This is a genomic window from Gordonia hydrophobica NBRC 16057 (assembly GCF_001592365.1).
Lineage (GTDB): Bacteria > Actinomycetota > Actinomycetes > Mycobacteriales > Mycobacteriaceae > Gordonia > Gordonia hydrophobica.
This window is the reverse complement of record NZ_BCWU01000006.1, coordinates 274819-291181: the sequence shown is the minus strand read 5'-3', so window position 1 is coordinate 291181 and position 16363 is coordinate 274819. Positions and strand designations below refer to the sequence as shown.

Sequence of the window (16363 nt, the reverse complement as noted above, 5' to 3'; positions counted from 1 at the left end):
GGAGGTGCAACCGTGCAGATTGCATTGCCGGACAGCGTGTTCGGCACAGTGGATGCGGGCAATACCGCGTGGGTGATCATGAGCGCGGCACTGGTGCTGTTGATGACGCCCGCGCTGGCGTTCTTCTACGGAGGACTCTCGCGCGGCAAATCAGTGCTCAACATGATGATGATGTCGTTCGCGGCGTTGGGCACAGTGACCGTCGTGTACGTCCTGTGGGGCTTCTCGATGTCGTTCGGCAACAGTCTGACCGGCACCGGAGACATCGGCGGCGTGTTTGCGAACCCGTTCTCGTTGTTCGGGTCCGACCAGTTGATGCAGACCCGCGACGTCGGCGGAGCCACACAGGTGGTGGTGTGGGGGAGCACCCAGATCCCGGCGATCGTCTTCCTGGCGTTCCAGTTGACCTTCGCGGTCATCGCCGTGGCGCTGATCAGCGGAGCCGTCGCCGAACGCGTCAAATTCGTCACCTGGGTGGCCTTCACCATCCTGTTCACCACGATCGTGTACTTCCCGCTCGCCCACATGGTGTGGGGCGGCGGACTGCTGTCCGGTGAGGAGAACTCCATCGCCGCGTGGATGTTCGGTGTGGCCGACGGCATGGCCAAGGTGGTGCCGATCGACTTCGCGGGTGGCACCGTTGTCCACATCAACGCGGGCGTCGCAGGTCTGGTTCTGGCGTTGGTCGTCGGGAACCGCCGCGGATTCGGACGTACCTCGTACCGGCCCCACAACATTCCGTTCGTCATGCTGGGTGCAGCGCTCCTGTGGTTCGGCTGGTTCGGCTTCAACGCCGGTTCGGCGCTCGCTGCCGACGGCCTCGCCGGTCTGGCCTGGGTCAACACGGCCGCGGCGACCGCTGCTGCGATGATCGGCTGGCTGGCCGTCGAATGGGTCCGCGACCGTCACCCGACCAGCGTCGGCGCCGCGTCTGGCGTCGTCTCCGGACTCGTCGCGATCACCCCGGCCTGCGGATCGGTGACCCCGGTCGGCGCGCTGTTCGTCGGTCTCATCGCCGGCGTCCTGTCGGCGGTGGCGATCAGCCTCAAGTATCGGTTCGGGATCGACGACTCGCTCGACGTCGTCGGCGTCCACCTGGTGTCCGGTCTGTGGGGCACCATCGCCCTCGGCCTGGTCGCCAAGGAGTCCGGTCTGTTCTACGGACACGACTACAAGCAACTCGTCGTGCAGACGGTGATCGCTCTGGTGGCCTTGGCCTTCACAGCCGTCTTGACGTTCGTGATCGCGATCGCCCTCAAGCCGATGGGCTGGCGCATCGACCGCGAAGCCGAGTTCGCCGGCATCGACAGCGCCGAGCACGCCGAGAGCGCGTACGAACCGGCATGAATTCGCCAGGCATTAGTGTGAATCGGAAGAGAAGGGGTTACCTATGAAGCTGATCAGTGCAATCGTCAAGCCGTTCACTCTGGAAGACGTCAAGGCCGCGTTGGAACACATCGGCATCGTCGGCATGACCGTCAGCGAGGTGCAGGGCTACGGCCGACAGAAGGGCCACACCGAGGTCTACCGCGGTGCGGAGTACGCCGTCGACTTCGTGCCCAAGGTGCGCGTGGAGGTGGTGGTCGACGACGACTCCGTCGACCAGGTGACCGATGCGATCGTCGAAGCGGCGCGCACCGGCAAGATCGGCGACGGCAAGGTGTGGGTCACACCGGTGGAATCGATCATTCGGGTGCGGACCGGTGAACGCGGACCCGAAGCGATCTGACGCCCGGGACGCGGCGCTGGAGGCGACGTCGGGCGCCACACTCGCCGCGACCCGGTCGATCGTGCTGCACGACGACCGACTGGTGGGCGCCGATCGGCGGAATGCGATCACCGACCTCTTCGAGAACTGGGTCAGCGCCCGCGCCCGCGCACTCGGCGTGGGCGGTCAGAGCGGCTTCGCGGTGGTCGCGGTCGGCAGCCTCGGCCGACGAGAGATGGTCGGGTACTCCGATCTCGATCTGATCCTGGTGCACGACGACCGCTACCCGGAACGGCTGTCGGAGGTGGCCGACGGCTTCTGGTATCCGCTGTGGGACGCGGGCATCGCCCTCGATCACAGCGTCCGGTCGGTTCCCGACGCCATGCGTGTGACGCGCGAAGACGCGTCGGCGGCGCTGGGCCTGTTGGACGCGCGGTACCTCGCAGGAGATCGGGATCTCGCGGAACTGATGATCGTGTCGGTGCGCAACCTCTGGCGCACCGAGGCAAGGCTGCGATTGCCGCAGGTGATCGAGGCCGCCGAGGACCGCTGGCGGCTGACCGGCGAGATCGCCCACCGCGCGGAACCGGACGTGAAGAGCGGGCGCGGCGGTCTCCGCGACATCCAGTTGCTCAACGCGCTCGCCCTGGCGCAGTTGACGGACGGGCTGGCCCGACTCGATCCGGGGACGGCGGGCTCACCGCTCGCCCAGGCCTACGACCTCCTGCTCGGCGTGCGTGACGAGGCGCATCGGATCGCGGGTCGGGCCCGCGACCAGGTGCGCGCGCAGGACGCCGACGAGATCGCGGCGGCCGTCGGCGTCACCGACCGGTTCGCCCTCGCCCGGCTCATCAGCGATGCGGGGCGCACCACGTCGTACGCCGTCGATGCGGGACTGCGCACTGCGCAGAACGCCGTCGGCCGACGTGGCCTGTCCCGGCTGCGTCGGTCGCCGCTGCGTCGCCCGCTCGACGAGGGCGTCGTCGAACACGGCGGCGAGGTGACGCTGGCGAAGTCGGCCATCCCGAGCCGCGATCCCGGACTGGTGCTGCGGGTCGCGGCGGCGAGCGCGCGCAACCGCATGCCGATCAACGGACTCACCCTGGAACGGCTGGCCAAGTACGCGCCGCCGATGACCGAGCCGTGGTCTGCCGAGGAACTGACCGACCTGCTGGTGCTGCTGGCCTCCGGATACGACATGGCCGGACCCGTCGAAGCCCTCGACCGGGTGGGGCTGTGGGGTCGGATGTTTCCCGAATGGGGCGTGGTGCGCGATCTGCCGCCGCGCGACGGCATCCACACGTGGACCGTCGACCGGCATCTGATCGAGACGGTCGCGGCGGCGTCGGCGTTGACCACCACCGTCCCGCGTCCGGATCTGTTGCTGCTCGGCGCGCTCCTGCACGACATCGGCAAGGGCCGTGGCGGCGACCACTGCGTCATCGGCGCCGACCTGGCCCGTACGGTGGGCCGTCGTCTCGGGCTGTGGCCCGACGATGCCGAGGTGCTGTCGGAGATGGTCCGTCATCACCTCCTGCTCCACCGCGTCGTGGCTCGGCGTGACGCGGCCGATCCCGCGGTGGTCGCCGACGTCGCGGCGACGCTCGGGGAGGACGCCGTGCTGGTTCAACTCCTCGGCGCCCTCGCCGAAGCCGACTCGAAGGCCACGGGCCCGGGCGTGTGGGGCGAGTGGAAGGAGACGTTGATCACCGGCCTGGTGGAGCGCGTCGTCGCACGGATCGGCGGCGACACCGAACCCGCTCCGCCGCGCATCGTCACCGAACACCTGGTGCTCGCCGAGCGCGGGGGACTGCACGTGGTGACCCGTCCCGGCGACGGACCGAACATGACCGTGGTGACGATGATCGCACCCGACCGGCCCGGTCTGCTGTCGAAGATGGCCGGCGTGCTCGCGCTGTCCGGACTGCACGCACATTCGGCCTCGGTGGCGACGCACGCCGGGCACGCCGTCGACACCTTCGTCGTGATGCCGACGTTCGGCGGGCCACCCGACGCCGCGCTGCTGCGCCTGCGTCTGGCGGCAGTGCTCGACGGTGACCGCGATCCGGTCGCCGAACTCGCGGCCAAGTCCGCCGCTCGGCAGCCCGCGGCGGGGCAGTCGTCGCGCTTGGCGGTTCCGGTGACCCGGGTCGTCGCGCCGCCGCGAGCGCGGTGGCTGCCTGCCGCCGGGGACGACTGTCTGCTGGAACTGCGGTCGGCCGACGACGAGGGGCTGTTGGCGCGTATCGCTGCCGAACTCGAGAAGGCAGGCGGCGACATCGCCTGGGCGACGGTCGCGACCCTGGGGGCGACCGCGGTCGACACCTTCTGCGTCCGGCTCTCCACCGACGATCCAGCGGCCCGGGAAGCGGTGTCGGCTGCGGTGCTGGCCGTGTGCGCGCCGATGCGGTGATCGGGGTGTCAGCGCTGTTCACCGGGAGTCGTCGTCGATCGAAGAGGGGACATTGGCCTCCGTCGTCTGTCGAACCGGAGAAGGTCGGGTAGCTTTCCGGTCATGACTGAACCAAACCCGCAGAAATACCCGGGCGATCCTCAGCAGAATCCTTTTGGTCAGGACCCGATGGGCCAGCCACCGATGGGGCAGCCGCCGATGGGGCAGCCGCAGATGGGGTACGACCCCATGGGGCAGCCGCTCGCCGACGGCCGGCTGTACTTCGTCCGCTCGTACGACCAGGAGCACGGTCCGTACGACGTGCCGACCCTCGCACAGATGGCGTCCGCGCGTCAGCTCCGGGCCGAGGACGGCGTGCGCCCCACCGACAGCCCGCACACGCAGCCGGCCACCAGCGTGCCCGGCGTGTTCTCCGATAAGGAGTGGATGACCGCACTCCTGCTGTCGGTCTTCCTCGGCGGCCTCGGCATCGATCGCTTCTACCTCGGCTACACCGGTCTCGGCGTCGCCAAGCTGCTCACGCTCGGCGGCTGCGGCATCTGGTCGCTGGTCGACCTCGTCCTCATCGCCATGCGCAACGTGCCGGATGCGGACGGGCGCGCACTGCGCTGACACCCGGTGCGTGCACGATGAGCAAGTGACTGCAGACAGGGCCCGGTCGACACGGCGGAACGACGTCGTGCGGCCGGGCCGTCGTCGTTCGCGGACGTCGGAGGCAGCGCTGCTGACGGGCATCGGACTCGCCGCGGTCGTCGCGGCGGCGTGCTTCCCGGTCGCCGAAGTGGAGCACGGACCGGTGCTCTGCCCGATTCGACGATTCACAGGGATCCCGTGCCCGGGCTGCGGATTGACCCGGTCGTTCGTCTACACGGTGCACGGACACTTCGGCGACGCGTTCTCCGCGCACGCCTTCGGCCCGGTGCTGGTGGCGCTGATCCTCGGCGCGTGCATTCTGCTGCCGCTGCGAGCCGTCCGTCACCGTCCACCGATTCGGATGAATCGGGTCGTGACCCATCCGGTGGGCCTGCTGTTCATCGCGAGTTGGCTCGGCTACGCCGTCGTTCGCATGATCGCCGCGGCTGGATAGCCCAGGCAGTCGGCCATCCCGGCGACACCGATCGGCGCGGACATGGAAGGATGGAGGAATGTTCGAATCCCTCTCCGACCGGTTGACCGGTGCTCTGAAGGATCTGCGTGGCAAGGGGCGGCTCACCGACGCCGATGTGGACGCCACTGCGCGCGAGATCCGGCTGGCACTGCTCGAGGCCGACGTCTCGCTGCCCGTGGTCCGTGCGTTCATCGGTCGCATCAAGGAGCGTGCGAAGGGCGCGGAGGTCTCCGGCGCGCTCAACCCCGCGCAGCAGATCGTCAAGATCGTCAACGAGGAGCTCATCGCCATCCTCGGCGGCGAGACCCGGCGGATTCAGCTGGCGAAGAACCCGCCGTCGGTCATCATGCTGGCGGGTCTGCAGGGCGCCGGTAAGACCACGCTCGCCGGAAAGCTGTCGACATGGCTGACCAACCAGGGACACACGCCCCTGCTCGTGGCCTGTGACCTGCAGCGTCCGGGCGCTGTCCAGCAGCTGCAGATCGTGGGTGAGCGGGCCGGTGTTCCGGTGTTCGCGCCCCACGCGGGCACCGGTGTCGGTGGCGAGGGCGAACTCGGCGTCGACGGGTCCAAGACCGCCGTCGAAGTCGCCCAGGCCGGCGTCCAGGAAGCGCGTGACAAGCAGCACGACGTCGTCATCATCGACACCGCCGGACGCCTCGGCATCGACGCGGAGCTGATGGCCCAGGCCACCGCGATCCGCGATGCGACCCAGCCCGACGAGGTGTTGTTCGTCCTCGACGCGATGATCGGTCAGGACGCGGTCACCACGGCGCAGGCCTTCGCCGACGGCGTCGACTTCACCGGTGTGGTGCTCACCAAGCTCGACGGCGACGCCCGCGGCGGTGCCGCGCTCTCCGTCCGGGAGATCACCGGCCGTCCGATCATGTTCGCGTCGACCGGTGAGAAGCTCGAGGACTTCGACGTCTTCCACCCCGATCGCATGGCCAGCCGCATCCTCGGCATGGGCGACGTCCTGTCGCTGATCGAGCAGGCCGAAGCCCACTTCGACGCCGCCGAAGCAGAGAAGACCGCGGCGAAGATCAGCCAGGGCGAGCTAACGCTCGACGACTTCCTGCAGCAGATGCTGATGATCCGCAAGATGGGGCCCATCGGCAACCTCCTCGGCATGCTGCCCGGCGCGGGCGACATGAAGGACGCGCTCTCGCAGGTCGACGACAAACAGCTCGACAAGATCCAGGCCATCATCCGCGGTATGACCCCCGCCGAGCGCGACGATCCGAAGATCATCAACGCGTCGCGGCGCCGTCGTATCGCGACGGGTTCCGGCGTCACCGTCACCGACGTCAACCAGCTGGTCGACCGGTTCTTCGCCGCACGCAAGATGATGTCGCAGATGTCCGGCCGGATGGGCATGGGGCCCGGCGGTCCCAAGCGCAATCGCAAGGGCAAGAAGGGCGCCAAGGGACGCAAGGGCAAGGGCAGGGGGCCCACGCCGCCGAAGGCGATGCGCGGCGGTTTCCCGGGCATGCCGGGGATGGGCATGCCGCCGGGCTTCGACCTGAGCAACATGCCTCCCGGCCTCGACGAACTCCCGCCTGGCCTGGAGGGCATCGACCTCAACAACCTGAAGTTCCCGAAGAAGTAGGCCATGACCGAGCCGCTCGAGTTCAACGGCACCGATCCGTTCACCGGCGACCCGATCCGATTCTGGATGCACGACGGCGTCGTGTCCACCGAGCCGATCGCGGGCGCCAACGTCGCCGTCGGGCGCGGCTGGATCGTGCCGGGACTGGTCGATGCGCACAATCACGTCGGTATCGCGCCCGGCCTGGGCGTCACGATCGAGCAGGCCAGGGGACTGGCGCGCAAGGACCTGAACGCGGGAACCATGCTGATCCGCGAGGTCGGCTCGCCGGTCGACACCCACCCGCTCGACGGTGACGCGCACGGCCCGCGATTTGTCCGCTCGGGGCAGCACATCGCTCGACCGAAGCGGTATCTGCGCGACTATGGCGTGGAACTCGACGATCCCGACCAGTTGGCCGCTGAGGTCGCGACGCAGGCCCGAGCCGGCGACGGCTGGGTGAAGCTCGTCGGCGACTGGATCGACCGCGAGGTCGGCGACCTCGCCCCGCTGTGGACTCGTGAGCAACTCGAGGCTGCCGCCGCAGCGGCTCACGAGAACGGCGCGCGGATCACCGCGCACGTGTTCGGCGCCGACGCCCTACCGGACATCATCGGTGCGGGCTTCGACTCCATCGAGCACGGCACCGGCCTCGACGAGGACCTCATCGACGAGATGGTGCGACGCGACATCGCGCTGGTGCCGACGCTCATCCAGCTGGAGACGTTCCCGGACATCGCCGCGGGCGCCGACCGCTTCCCGAAGTACAAGCAGAACATGCTCGCGTTGCACGCCGGACGCAGCGACGTCTTCGCGCAGGCCCGGGAGGCCGGGGTGCGCATCTACGCGGGCACCGACGCGGGCGGCACCATCGAACACGGTCGGATCGTCGACGAGATCGATGCATTGGCCGGGATCGGGCTGTCACCGCTGGAGGCGTTGGCTGCGGCGTCGACCGCACCGCGCGCGTGGCTCGGCGTCCCCGGTATCGAACACGGCGCCCGCGCCGACTTCTTGGTGCTGGACTCCGATCCGGCGGAAGACCTGTCGACCCTGCGCCGTCCGCTGCACGTGGTGTGCGGCGGCGAGCGGATCTGATTCTGCGAGACTCGCGCGCCGGGTGACCGGCCGCGTCGCCCTACCGCAGGATCTGCAGGACGCCGATCACGATCAGCAGCGCGGTCACGAGCCAGCCCGCTCCACGGGTGACCTGCGCCCGGTTCTGGCGCGCCTGACCGAACAGCCGACTGATCCAGGAATGTGGGCGAGCGCGCACGCCTGCGAGGACGAGTCCGGCGAGCAGCGGAAGGCTGAGTGCGACGGTCGCGTAGAGCAGCAGCCCCAGATAGCGTTCGGCGGCGGGGATCTCGCTGGCCGAGAGAACAGCGAGTCCGGCATAGAACGGCACGGACGTCGCCGACTGCACCAGCCCGAGTGCGAAGCCGACCCCTGCGGTGAGGGCGGACGGGGTGCGCAGGGGAGCGAGGACCCTGTCGATCAACTCCGTCGAATCGCCGCCGCGCCATGTCATGACGGCGGTGAACAGACCGGTCAGAATCAGCAGGATGCCGAACAACGGCGACGTGATCACCGTGTCGACCAGCGACTTCAGACCGTCGAAGACGAGCATCACCAGGACGGCGAGAACCAGAACGCCCAGCCAGTCGCCGATCAGCAGCAGCGGGGTGATGCGGCGGTACTGACCGGGCGGCAGCATGATCGCGAGAGCGACCAGAACGCCGATCAAGAGGACGTTGACCGAGTCCACGAATGCGAGCGACAGGGCGTGCAGCATGGGCTCCGGGGTCTCCGCTCGTCGGGCGGCGTCCTCCGCTGCGACGCCGACATCCTTCGACACGGTACCGTCTGTGCGACGATCGGCTGGAATCGTCCGCGTCGCGTGCGGTGGACTGAGTGCCGGCCGCTTTGGTGGACGGGCGTCCGCTCTGGCAGAATGAAACGCTGGTTCGCCGGAGCCGGCCAAGGCCGACCGGCGGTCACCCCGAAAGAGATCGCAAAACCGGGCTCGTCGCCTATCGACGGGTCGCTGAATTGCGCAGTGACACAAGGAGACGCCACATGGCTGTCAAGATCAAGCTCACCCGCCTGGGCAAGATTCGCAACCCGCAGTACCGCATCATCGTCGCGGACGCCCGCACCCGTCGCAACGGTCGCGCCATCGAGACCATCGGCAAGTACCACCCGAAGGAAGAACCGTCGCTGATCGAGATCGACTCGGAGCGCGCGCAGTACTGGCTGAGCGTCGGCGCGCAGCCGACCGAGCCGGTCGCCGCTCTGCTGAAGATCACCGGTGACTGGCAGAAGGCCAAGGGCCTGCCGGGCGCCGAGGGCACCCTGAAGGTCGCCGAGCCCAAGACCTCCAAGCAGGACCTGTTCAACGCTGCGCTCGCCGCCGCTGAGAACGAGCCGTCGGTCGCCGCGACCACCGCGAAGAAGAAGGCCAAGAAGGCTGAAGAGAAGACCGAAGAGAAGGCCGACGACGCCGCTGCTGAGGCTCCGGCTGAGGATGCTGGCGAGGCCAAGGCGGACGCGTGAGCGCGATCGTCGCTGACGCCGTCGAACACCTCGTTCGCGGCATCGTCGCCAATCCGGACGACGTCCGGGTCGACCTGATCACCGGCCGTCGCGGCCGGATGGTCGAGGTCCACGTGAACCCGGAGGATCTCGGCAAGGTGATCGGTCGCAACGGTCGCACCGCCACCGCGCTGCGCACCCTGGTCACCGGCATCGGTGGCCGTGGGATGCGCGTCGACATCGTCGATACCGATCGCTGATCGAGTCGGGTTTCACATCTGATGGATCTGGTGATCGGACGTGTGGTGAAGACGCACGGCATCCGTGGTGAAGTCGTCGTCGACATCCGCACTGACGACCCCGCCGATCGTTTCGCCGTGGGCACGGTCCTCCGGGGCCGTGCCCCGCGAAACGCAGGCGGCGGGGAAACTGAATACCGAGTAGCAGCCGCCCGCATGCATGCCGGGCGGCTGTTGCTGTCCCTCGACGACGTCCGTGGGCGCGATCAGGCCGACGCCCTGCGCGGCACGCTGTTCGTGATCGACGCCGCCGACGTCGACTCGGGTGACGACCCCGACGAGTTCTACGACCACGAGTTGGAAGGACTGCCGGTCACGACGGTCGACGGCGACGCCGTCGGCGCCGTGAAGGAAGTTCTGCACCTGCCCGGCGGCGAGCTCCTGTCGGTCGTGACCGGCGACGGCCGCGAGGTGTTGATTCCGTTCGTCCGCGAGATCGTCCCCGTGGTGACGCTCGACGGCATCGAGATCGACCCGCCGGACGGACTGATCGATCCGATCGAGGATGACGCACCGACGCCATGAGAATCGATGTCGTCACGATCTTTCCCGAGTATCTCGAGCCCCTGCGGGCCGCACTGCTCGGTAAGGCCATCGATGCCGGCCTGGTCGAGGTCGGCGTCCACGACCTGCGGCACTGGACCTATGACGTCCACCACAGCGTGGACGACGCGCCGTACGGCGGCGGACCCGGCATGGTCATGAAGCCGCAGGTGTGGGGGGAGGCGCTCGACGCCGTCTGCCCGGACGACGCGCTGCTCGTGGTGCCCACGCCCGCCGGCATTCCGTTCACCCAGTCCACCGCGCACCGGTGGAGCACCGAGGAGCACCTGGTCTTCGCCTGCGGTCGATACGAGGGCATCGATCAGCGCGTGTTCGACGACGCCGCCCGCCGCGTCCGGGTGGAGGAGGTCTCGCTCGGGGACTTCGTTCTCATCGGCGGTGAGGTCGCCGTCCTGGCGATGGTCGAGGCCACCACCCGACTGATGCCGGGCGTCCTCGGGAATCCGCAGTCGCACCAAGAGGATTCCTTCTCCGACGGACTGCTCGAAGGTCCCAGCTATACCCGTCCGAAGGTGTGGCGTGACCTCGAAGTGCCCCCTGTCCTGCTGTCCGGCGATCACGCCAAGGTCGACGCGTGGCGTCACGAGCAGTCGCTCGAACGCACGCGGGAGCGTCGTCCCGACCTGCTCGCCGACTGAATTCGTCGCCTCCTCGGCGTGTCGTGGAACCGATCGGACGCGTGGTGCGTCCAATCGGTATGGGAACGTCGTGGATGGTCGAGACCGCCGAGATGCTCAGCCGACTCGACTCGATGGAGCCCGCGGCCGCTGCCGCCGACGCCGCGGAGATCCGCCGGATCGCGCTGGCCGCCCAGCGGGTCGCTGAGCGACTCGCTTCGGCGTTCGGCCCCAGCGTGCTGACCGGTGTCTCCGCGTCTGCGGCCAACGCGTCGGGAGCCGACATCGCGCGCCAGGTGGAATCGGTCGCCGGCGGACTGGAACAGGGACACCTCTCACTCTCCGATGCGGCGGCCACGTTGGGGGCCACGGTCGCGTTTCGCCCGCAGATCGCCGCGCTGGACGCGCTCACGACAGCGCCGCCGGCGGTCCTGACGGCCGTGCGCACCGCCCTCGGCGGCGAACTCACCGGCACCTACAACGCACCGATGGCGGCAACGGCCGTCGCCGCGACCCCGGTCTCCGCCGACTACACCGACCGCGGCGCCACGACGGCGACCACCGCGGCGACTCCGCCGCCCGCAACTCAGAACGCCGCAGGCGTAACCGACGCCGCCACCGGGCAGCCCGGTTCCATCACCGCCGACGGTCCGTTGCCGGTGGACTCGGGGGCGCCGACCGCGGGGGAGCAGCCGGCGGCACCCACCGGTCCCACCGGTACGGCCCCGACGTCGGCCGTCGGACCGGATGCCGCGGGACCCGCTGCGGCGACCGGCCCCCGGGCGCCCCTCTCCGCACCGTCGCCCAGCGGTCCCGGTTCGTCGCCGAGCGGTCCGCCGGGACCGGCCGCGACGACTGTTCCCGCAGGCGTGCCGTTGGCCGTGACGCCGGGCATGCGCATGGTCGGCACCGCGATTCCGGAGGCTCTCCGACCAGGTGCAGCGCGTTCCGGAGCAGCGAACCTCGGCCGACCGACGGGACTGCGGCCATCGATGCCGACCGGAGGTCTGGCGGGGTCGAGTACGGCGTCGAATGCCACGTCGGGGGCAGCGGCGAACAGCCCGACGACCACGGCTGGGACGCAGCAGGGGCCCGGTGCACGCACCGGTCAGGCGCCGTACGGGGCGGCACCGACCGCTCGGCGCAGCAGTGATGAGCCCGGTCACCGACCTGCGGACTACCTGCGGTCCACCAGCGAGGGACAGCTGGTCCTCGGTCCTGCGCCTATCGTCGGCCCGCCCGTGATCGGAGTGCTGGCGACCGCGGAACCGACGGCCGACGCGACGGACGCCGACGTCGTGGAGAACAATGAGGACGACGATGACCAGATCCTGGATCTGACGCTTTGAGCGGCCGCGGCTGAGTTCGCTCGGCACAGTTCGGGAGTGGATTTCCTTCCGGGCGAGTCACGTGGCAGAATGTTTTAGGTTGCCTGCCGGAGACTTCTCGTCGCCGTAGCAGCGCACAGAACTTTGCATCGGACACGAACCGGTCGAACTCCGCGTGACAACGTCGGCGCCGCCAGGTTCCTCTGCCCAGCCCTAGATTGGACGAAGAATATGAACACCCTGGACTTCCTCGACAAGCAGTCCCTGCGCGACGACATCCCCGAGTTCGGCCCCGGCGACACCCTTGACGTTCACGTCAAGGTCATCGAGGGCAGCAAGGAGCGCGTGCAGGTCTTCAAGGGCGTCGTGATCCGTCGTCAGGGCGGTGGCATCGGCGAGACCTTCACCGTGCGCAAGGTCTCGTTCGGCGTCGGCGTGGAGCGTACCTTCCCGGTCCACAGCCCCAACCTCGCCAAGATCGACGTCCTCACCCGCGGTGACGTCCGTCGAGCCAAGCTGTACTACCTGCGTGATCTGCGTGGCAAGGCTGCCAAGATCAAGGAGAAGCGCTGAGCTATCGGGCTCACGCCCGCATCGCACTCACATCCCGGCCGCGCTCCGAACTTTCGGAGCGCGGCCGGGATGTTCTGTGCACGCGCCACACGCCTGACCGTCCCGGAATCGGTCCGTGAACCCGTGGCTCGCTACGCTGTCAGACGTGGCAGACAACAACGACGGCGATCTGGGCCGCACACCTGAGGGAGATCCGCTCGGCAGCGGCGATGATCGCGGCCGGGACGAGGAGCGCGCCGAACCGTCGTTCACCTTCAAGAACCGCGACGCGGACGATGAGGGTGAAGAGAAGGACGGCAAGAGCCATTGGATCCGGGAGACCGCGATCATCGTCGCCATCGTGCTGGTGCTGATGTTCGTCTTCACCCAGTTCTTCTTCCGCCAGTACGTGGTGCCGTCGGAGTCGATGGAACCGACGCTGATCGGATGCGCAGGCTGCAGCAACGATCGCATCGTGATCGACAAGATGGTGTACCGATTCGGCGACCCGGAACCCGGCGACGTCGTGGTGTTCAAGGCGCCGACGTCGTCGTGGGACGAGGGATGGTCGTCGCCCCGCTCGTCGAATGCGGTGATGCACACACTGCAGGACGTGCTGTCGTGGTTCGCGCTGGCACCGCCCGACGAGAACAATCTCGTCAAGCGGGTGATCGCCGTCGGCGGTCAGACCGTCGAGTGCCGCGAGGCCAGCGGCAAGGGCGTCACGGTCAATGGCAAGGCCCTGAACGAGCCGTACATCAACAAGGATCTGCAGGCACAGAACTTCCAGGTCTCCGACGGAACACTGGGCGCGGGCAGTTGCTACGGCTCCGACTTCGGGCCCATCACGGTCCCCGAGGGCAACGTGTGGGTGATGGGCGACAACCGGAGCAATTCGGCGGACTCACGGGCTCACATCGACGATGAGTTGCACGGCACCGTGCCCGTCTCCGACATCCGCGGCAAGGTCCGGACCGTCATCTACCCGTTCTCGCGGATCGGTGGCGTCGGCGCGGTGAACCCGCAGGGCTGATCGCGATGACCGGATCGACCCGGTGGCCGCCACGGTCGCCGGTCCGCAAGGCCGCAGCGCTGCGCACCCTGGAGTTCACCCTGTCCCGGCAGGGACTCGGGCCCGTCGCCGGCGTCGATGAGGCCGGCCGCGGTGCTTGCGCCGGGCCGCTGGTCGTCGCGTCGTGTGTCCTCGGCACCACACAGCTCAAGTCGCTCGCGACGCTGGACGACTCGAAGAAGCTCACCGAAGCCGCGCGCGAGAAGCTCTACACCGCGGTCGTGAAACACGCCGTGAGCTACTGCGTCGTGGCGATACCGGCCGCCGAGGTGGACCGTCTCGGCGTGCATGTGGCCAACATCGAGGGCATGCGCCGCGCCGTCGCCGGCCTGTCGGTGCGGCCCGGCTACGTGCTGTCCGACGGGTTCGCCGTGCCCGGTCTGGCGGCTCCGTCGCTGCCGGTCATCGGAGGCGACGCCAACGCCGCGTGCATCGCCGCCGCGTCGATCCTCGCGAAGGTGACCCGGGATCGGATGATGGTCGCGATGGACCAGACGCTTCCCGGGTATCAATTCGCAGTTCACAAGGGGTACAGCACGGCGTTGCACATGTCGTGCCTCGACGCGATCGGCCCGTCGCCGGAGCACCGTCGCTCGTACCGCAACGTCCGCGATAGGCTGACGTAATGAGCGCTGAAGATCTCGAGAAGTACGAAGCCGAGATGGAGTTGTCTCTGTACAAGGAGTACAAGGACATCGTCGGTCAGTTCACCTACGTGGTGGAGACCGAGCGCCGGTTCTACCTCGCCAACGGAGTGAACCTGGTTCCGCGGAACGCCGACGGCGAGGTCTACTTCGAAATTCATATGACCGACGCGTGGGTGTGGGACATGTACCGGCCTGCTCGGTTCGTCAAACAGGTTCGCGTGGTGACGTTCAAGGACGTCAACATCGAGGAATTGGAGAAGTCGGAGCTGCGGCTCCCCGACGAGCCGTGATCACCGGCCGGTGGGCGACCGCGTCCGAACGCGACTGCCTGACCGTCATGGACGTGGCACCTCATCCAAGAATCTGAGCAACCGACGGCAGATCACGGAAGGTCCGATGTAATCGCTGGTCAAATGCCTTTCTGCGTAAGATCGCGAGAGCAGAAAGCGAGTTGCCGACGGCACGCGGCGTCATCACGCTGAATGCATGGACATAGAGAGATATGAGAGTCGGATGCCGCTGGAACTGCGCGGGCACGAGATGTTGCCGCCCAGCTCGGAGTGGTACCCGTGGCGCGGCCACAGCGTGCACGTCGCTCGAGCACGGAACTCCAGGTCCGCCGCGCGCTTGCTCGCATTTCACGGTGCCGGAGGCAACGTGGGCATGCTCTGGCCGATGCTCGGGCGGCTGGCAGCGCGGGGAGTAGATGTGACCGCGCTCGATCTTCCGCTGTACGGGGATACCGTGAGCCCACGCCCGAATGCGGTTCGGTATGGCGACTGGGTGTCGTTGGCCACGGATTTCGTGGCCGACGAGCGATTCGGAGACGGTCGGCCGATTGTCATCATCGGTGCGAGCATGGGCGGGATGCTCGCCTACGAGACCGCACAACGAACCGGCGAGGTCGCGCACGTCGTGGCAACGTGCCTGCTCGACCCGAGCGATCCTGAGGCCATCGCGGCGGCCTCGCGCCTTCCGTGGGTAGAACACCTGCCTGCCCGTGTTCTCAGTGCGGCCGGACGAGCTCTCGGCGGCGTCCGCATTCCTGTTCGGTGGTTCGCCGAGGCACGCCGGATGAGTCGGGACCCGGAGCTGACACGGGCATGCCTGGGAGATCCGCGCGGAGCCGGCGCAGCCCTTCCACTCGGCTATTTGACGGACTTCATGACCTTTGACCACTGGCGTCCTGAATCAGCGACAGGCACGCCGGTCACTCTCGCTCACCCGGCCGCAGATGAATGGACACCCGCCCGGCTGAGTGTTCGTTTTCTCCAGCGCATCGCCGCCGAGACCCACTACGTGTCGCTCGAGAAGTGCGGCCACTTTCCTGTCGAGCAACCAGGTCTGGCTCAGCTGCTTTCGGTGGTCTCGGATGTCCTCGAAGACGCCGGAGCGTGAAGATCGACCAACCCGCCGACGACGCGGTGGAACTCGGCTCGGTCGCCGGTCACGAGAAATACCCGATGCAGGTACCCGTCGATCCCGGTCACTATCGCCGACGCTGCCAACGCGGGGTCGGGCGCTCCCCGGCCCGCTCTGACGAGATGGAACGCGATCTCGGGCACGGTCTCTGCTTCGAAACGCTCGACCCGCCGTGCTGCGGCACCGGTTCGGGACGCCGTGCGGTGCATGATCGCATGGAGCCCACGGCGATCATCGTGCGACGCGATGATCGCGTCCACGAGCGATGCCATCAATTGGTCCAGGGACGGCGGATCCGTCCGAGCTTCGACGAGAATCGCCCGGACGGCACCTGCTGCTTCATCGACGTGTCGGGTGGCGAGGGCTTCGAGGAGCGCTGTCTTGTCGGCGAAGTACTGGTAGAGGCTGCCGACCGAATACCCGGCGCGCGCTGCGATCCGATTCGTCGTTGCGGACAGACCCTCGCGATCGAACATCTGCGCAGCTGCTTCGAGAAGCACATCCACGGTC

The 16363-nt window shown here is 68.1% G+C and carries 19 protein-coding genes; 17 read left to right on the top strand and 2 right to left on the bottom strand.

What is annotated here, in order from left to right; genetic code table 11:
• Positions 1-12: 12 nt before the first annotated feature.
• The 7 genes from GH2_RS12470 to GH2_RS12440 all read left to right on the top strand — a co-directional run bounded on the left by GH2_RS12470 (position 13) and on the right by GH2_RS12440 (position 7915).
• Positions 13-1347, top strand: a complete 1335-nt coding sequence (locus tag GH2_RS12470) for an ammonium transporter (RefSeq protein ID WP_066168133.1) — start codon at positions 13-15, stop codon at positions 1345-1347.
• Positions 1348-1390: 43 nt separating this feature from the next.
• Positions 1391-1729, top strand: coding sequence for a P-II family nitrogen regulator (locus tag GH2_RS12465; protein ID WP_066168130.1), 339 nt, complete (start codon positions 1391-1393; stop codon positions 1727-1729).
• On the top strand, positions 1704-4121 hold the full coding sequence (locus GH2_RS12460; RefSeq protein WP_066168128.1) for a [protein-PII] uridylyltransferase: 2418 nt from the start codon (positions 1704-1706) through the stop codon (positions 4119-4121). Before GH2_RS12465 ends, GH2_RS12460 begins: the two co-directional genes overlap by 26 nt.
• A 102-nt stretch (positions 4122-4223) precedes the next feature.
• Complete coding sequence (locus GH2_RS12455; RefSeq protein WP_239588799.1) at positions 4224-4733, top strand: TM2 domain-containing protein; 510 nt, start codon at positions 4224-4226, stop codon at positions 4731-4733.
• 25 nt (positions 4734-4758) lie between these two features.
• The gene (locus tag GH2_RS12450) at positions 4759-5208 is read left to right on the top strand and encodes a DUF2752 domain-containing protein (protein ID WP_169802447.1); all 450 of its coding nucleotides are present in this window, start codon (positions 4759-4761) and stop codon (positions 5206-5208) included.
• 58 nt (positions 5209-5266) lie between these two features.
• Complete coding sequence (gene ffh / locus GH2_RS12445; RefSeq protein WP_066168121.1) at positions 5267-6838, top strand: signal recognition particle protein; 1572 nt, start codon at positions 5267-5269, stop codon at positions 6836-6838.
• Between the two features lie 3 nt (positions 6839-6841).
• Positions 6842-7915: an amidohydrolase family protein gene (locus tag GH2_RS12440; RefSeq protein ID WP_066168117.1), complete on the top strand. Its 1074-nt coding sequence runs from the start codon at positions 6842-6844 to the stop codon at positions 7913-7915.
• 40 nt (positions 7916-7955) lie between these two features.
• Here GH2_RS12440 and GH2_RS12435 read toward each other — a convergent pair whose 3' ends face one another.
• On the bottom strand, positions 7956-8612 hold the full coding sequence (locus GH2_RS12435) for a hypothetical protein (protein WP_066168470.1): 657 nt from the start codon (positions 8610-8612) through the stop codon (positions 7956-7958).
• Positions 8613-8896: 284 nt separating this feature from the next.
• Between GH2_RS12435 and rpsP the strand changes: the two genes are divergently transcribed.
• From rpsP to GH2_RS12385, 10 genes are all read left to right on the top strand, one after another.
• Entirely contained in the window at positions 8897-9373 is a 477-nt protein-coding gene (gene rpsP / locus GH2_RS12430) for a 30S ribosomal protein S16 (protein WP_066168115.1), read from the top strand.
• Positions 9370-9612, top strand: coding sequence for an RNA-binding protein (locus GH2_RS12425; RefSeq protein WP_066168111.1), 243 nt, complete (start codon positions 9370-9372; stop codon positions 9610-9612). The genes rpsP and GH2_RS12425 overlap by 4 nt, the downstream gene beginning before the upstream one ends.
• A gap of 21 nt (positions 9613-9633) precedes the next feature.
• A complete protein-coding gene (rimM, locus tag GH2_RS12420) occupies positions 9634-10176 on the top strand; it encodes a ribosome maturation factor RimM (protein WP_066168108.1) in 543 nt (180 codons plus the stop codon).
• Positions 10173-10853: a tRNA (guanosine(37)-N1)-methyltransferase TrmD gene (trmD, locus tag GH2_RS12415; protein WP_066168107.1), complete on the top strand. Its 681-nt coding sequence runs from the start codon at positions 10173-10175 to the stop codon at positions 10851-10853. The genes rimM and trmD overlap by 4 nt, the downstream gene beginning before the upstream one ends.
• Positions 10854-10912: 59 nt before the next feature.
• Complete coding sequence (locus GH2_RS12410) at positions 10913-12181, top strand: hypothetical protein (protein WP_066168104.1); 1269 nt, start codon at positions 10913-10915, stop codon at positions 12179-12181.
• A gap of 210 nt (positions 12182-12391) precedes the next feature.
• A complete protein-coding gene (gene rplS / locus GH2_RS12405) occupies positions 12392-12733 on the top strand; it encodes a 50S ribosomal protein L19 (protein WP_066168101.1) in 342 nt (113 codons plus the stop codon).
• 145 nt (positions 12734-12878) lie between these two features.
• Positions 12879-13745 (top strand): signal peptidase I, encoded by an 867-nt coding sequence (lepB, locus tag GH2_RS12400; RefSeq protein ID WP_066168098.1) that lies wholly within the window; start codon positions 12879-12881, stop codon positions 13743-13745.
• Between the two features lie 5 nt (positions 13746-13750).
• Positions 13751-14410, top strand: a complete 660-nt coding sequence (locus GH2_RS12395) for a ribonuclease HII (RefSeq protein WP_066168096.1) — start codon at positions 13751-13753, stop codon at positions 14408-14410.
• Positions 14410-14721 (top strand): DUF2469 domain-containing protein, encoded by a 312-nt coding sequence (locus GH2_RS12390; protein ID WP_066168094.1) that lies wholly within the window; start codon positions 14410-14412, stop codon positions 14719-14721. The genes GH2_RS12395 and GH2_RS12390 overlap by 1 nt, the downstream gene beginning before the upstream one ends.
• Positions 14722-14917: 196 nt before the next feature.
• Entirely contained in the window at positions 14918-15829 is a 912-nt protein-coding gene (locus GH2_RS12385; protein WP_066168090.1) for an alpha/beta hydrolase, read from the top strand.
• Here GH2_RS12385 and GH2_RS12380 read toward each other — a convergent pair.
• Positions 15781-16329: a TetR/AcrR family transcriptional regulator gene (locus GH2_RS12380; RefSeq protein ID WP_066168087.1), complete on the bottom strand. Its 549-nt coding sequence runs from the start codon at positions 16327-16329 to the stop codon at positions 15781-15783. The two genes, GH2_RS12385 and GH2_RS12380, sit on opposite strands and share 49 nt — an antisense overlap.
• Between the last annotated feature and the right edge of the window lie 34 nt (positions 16330-16363).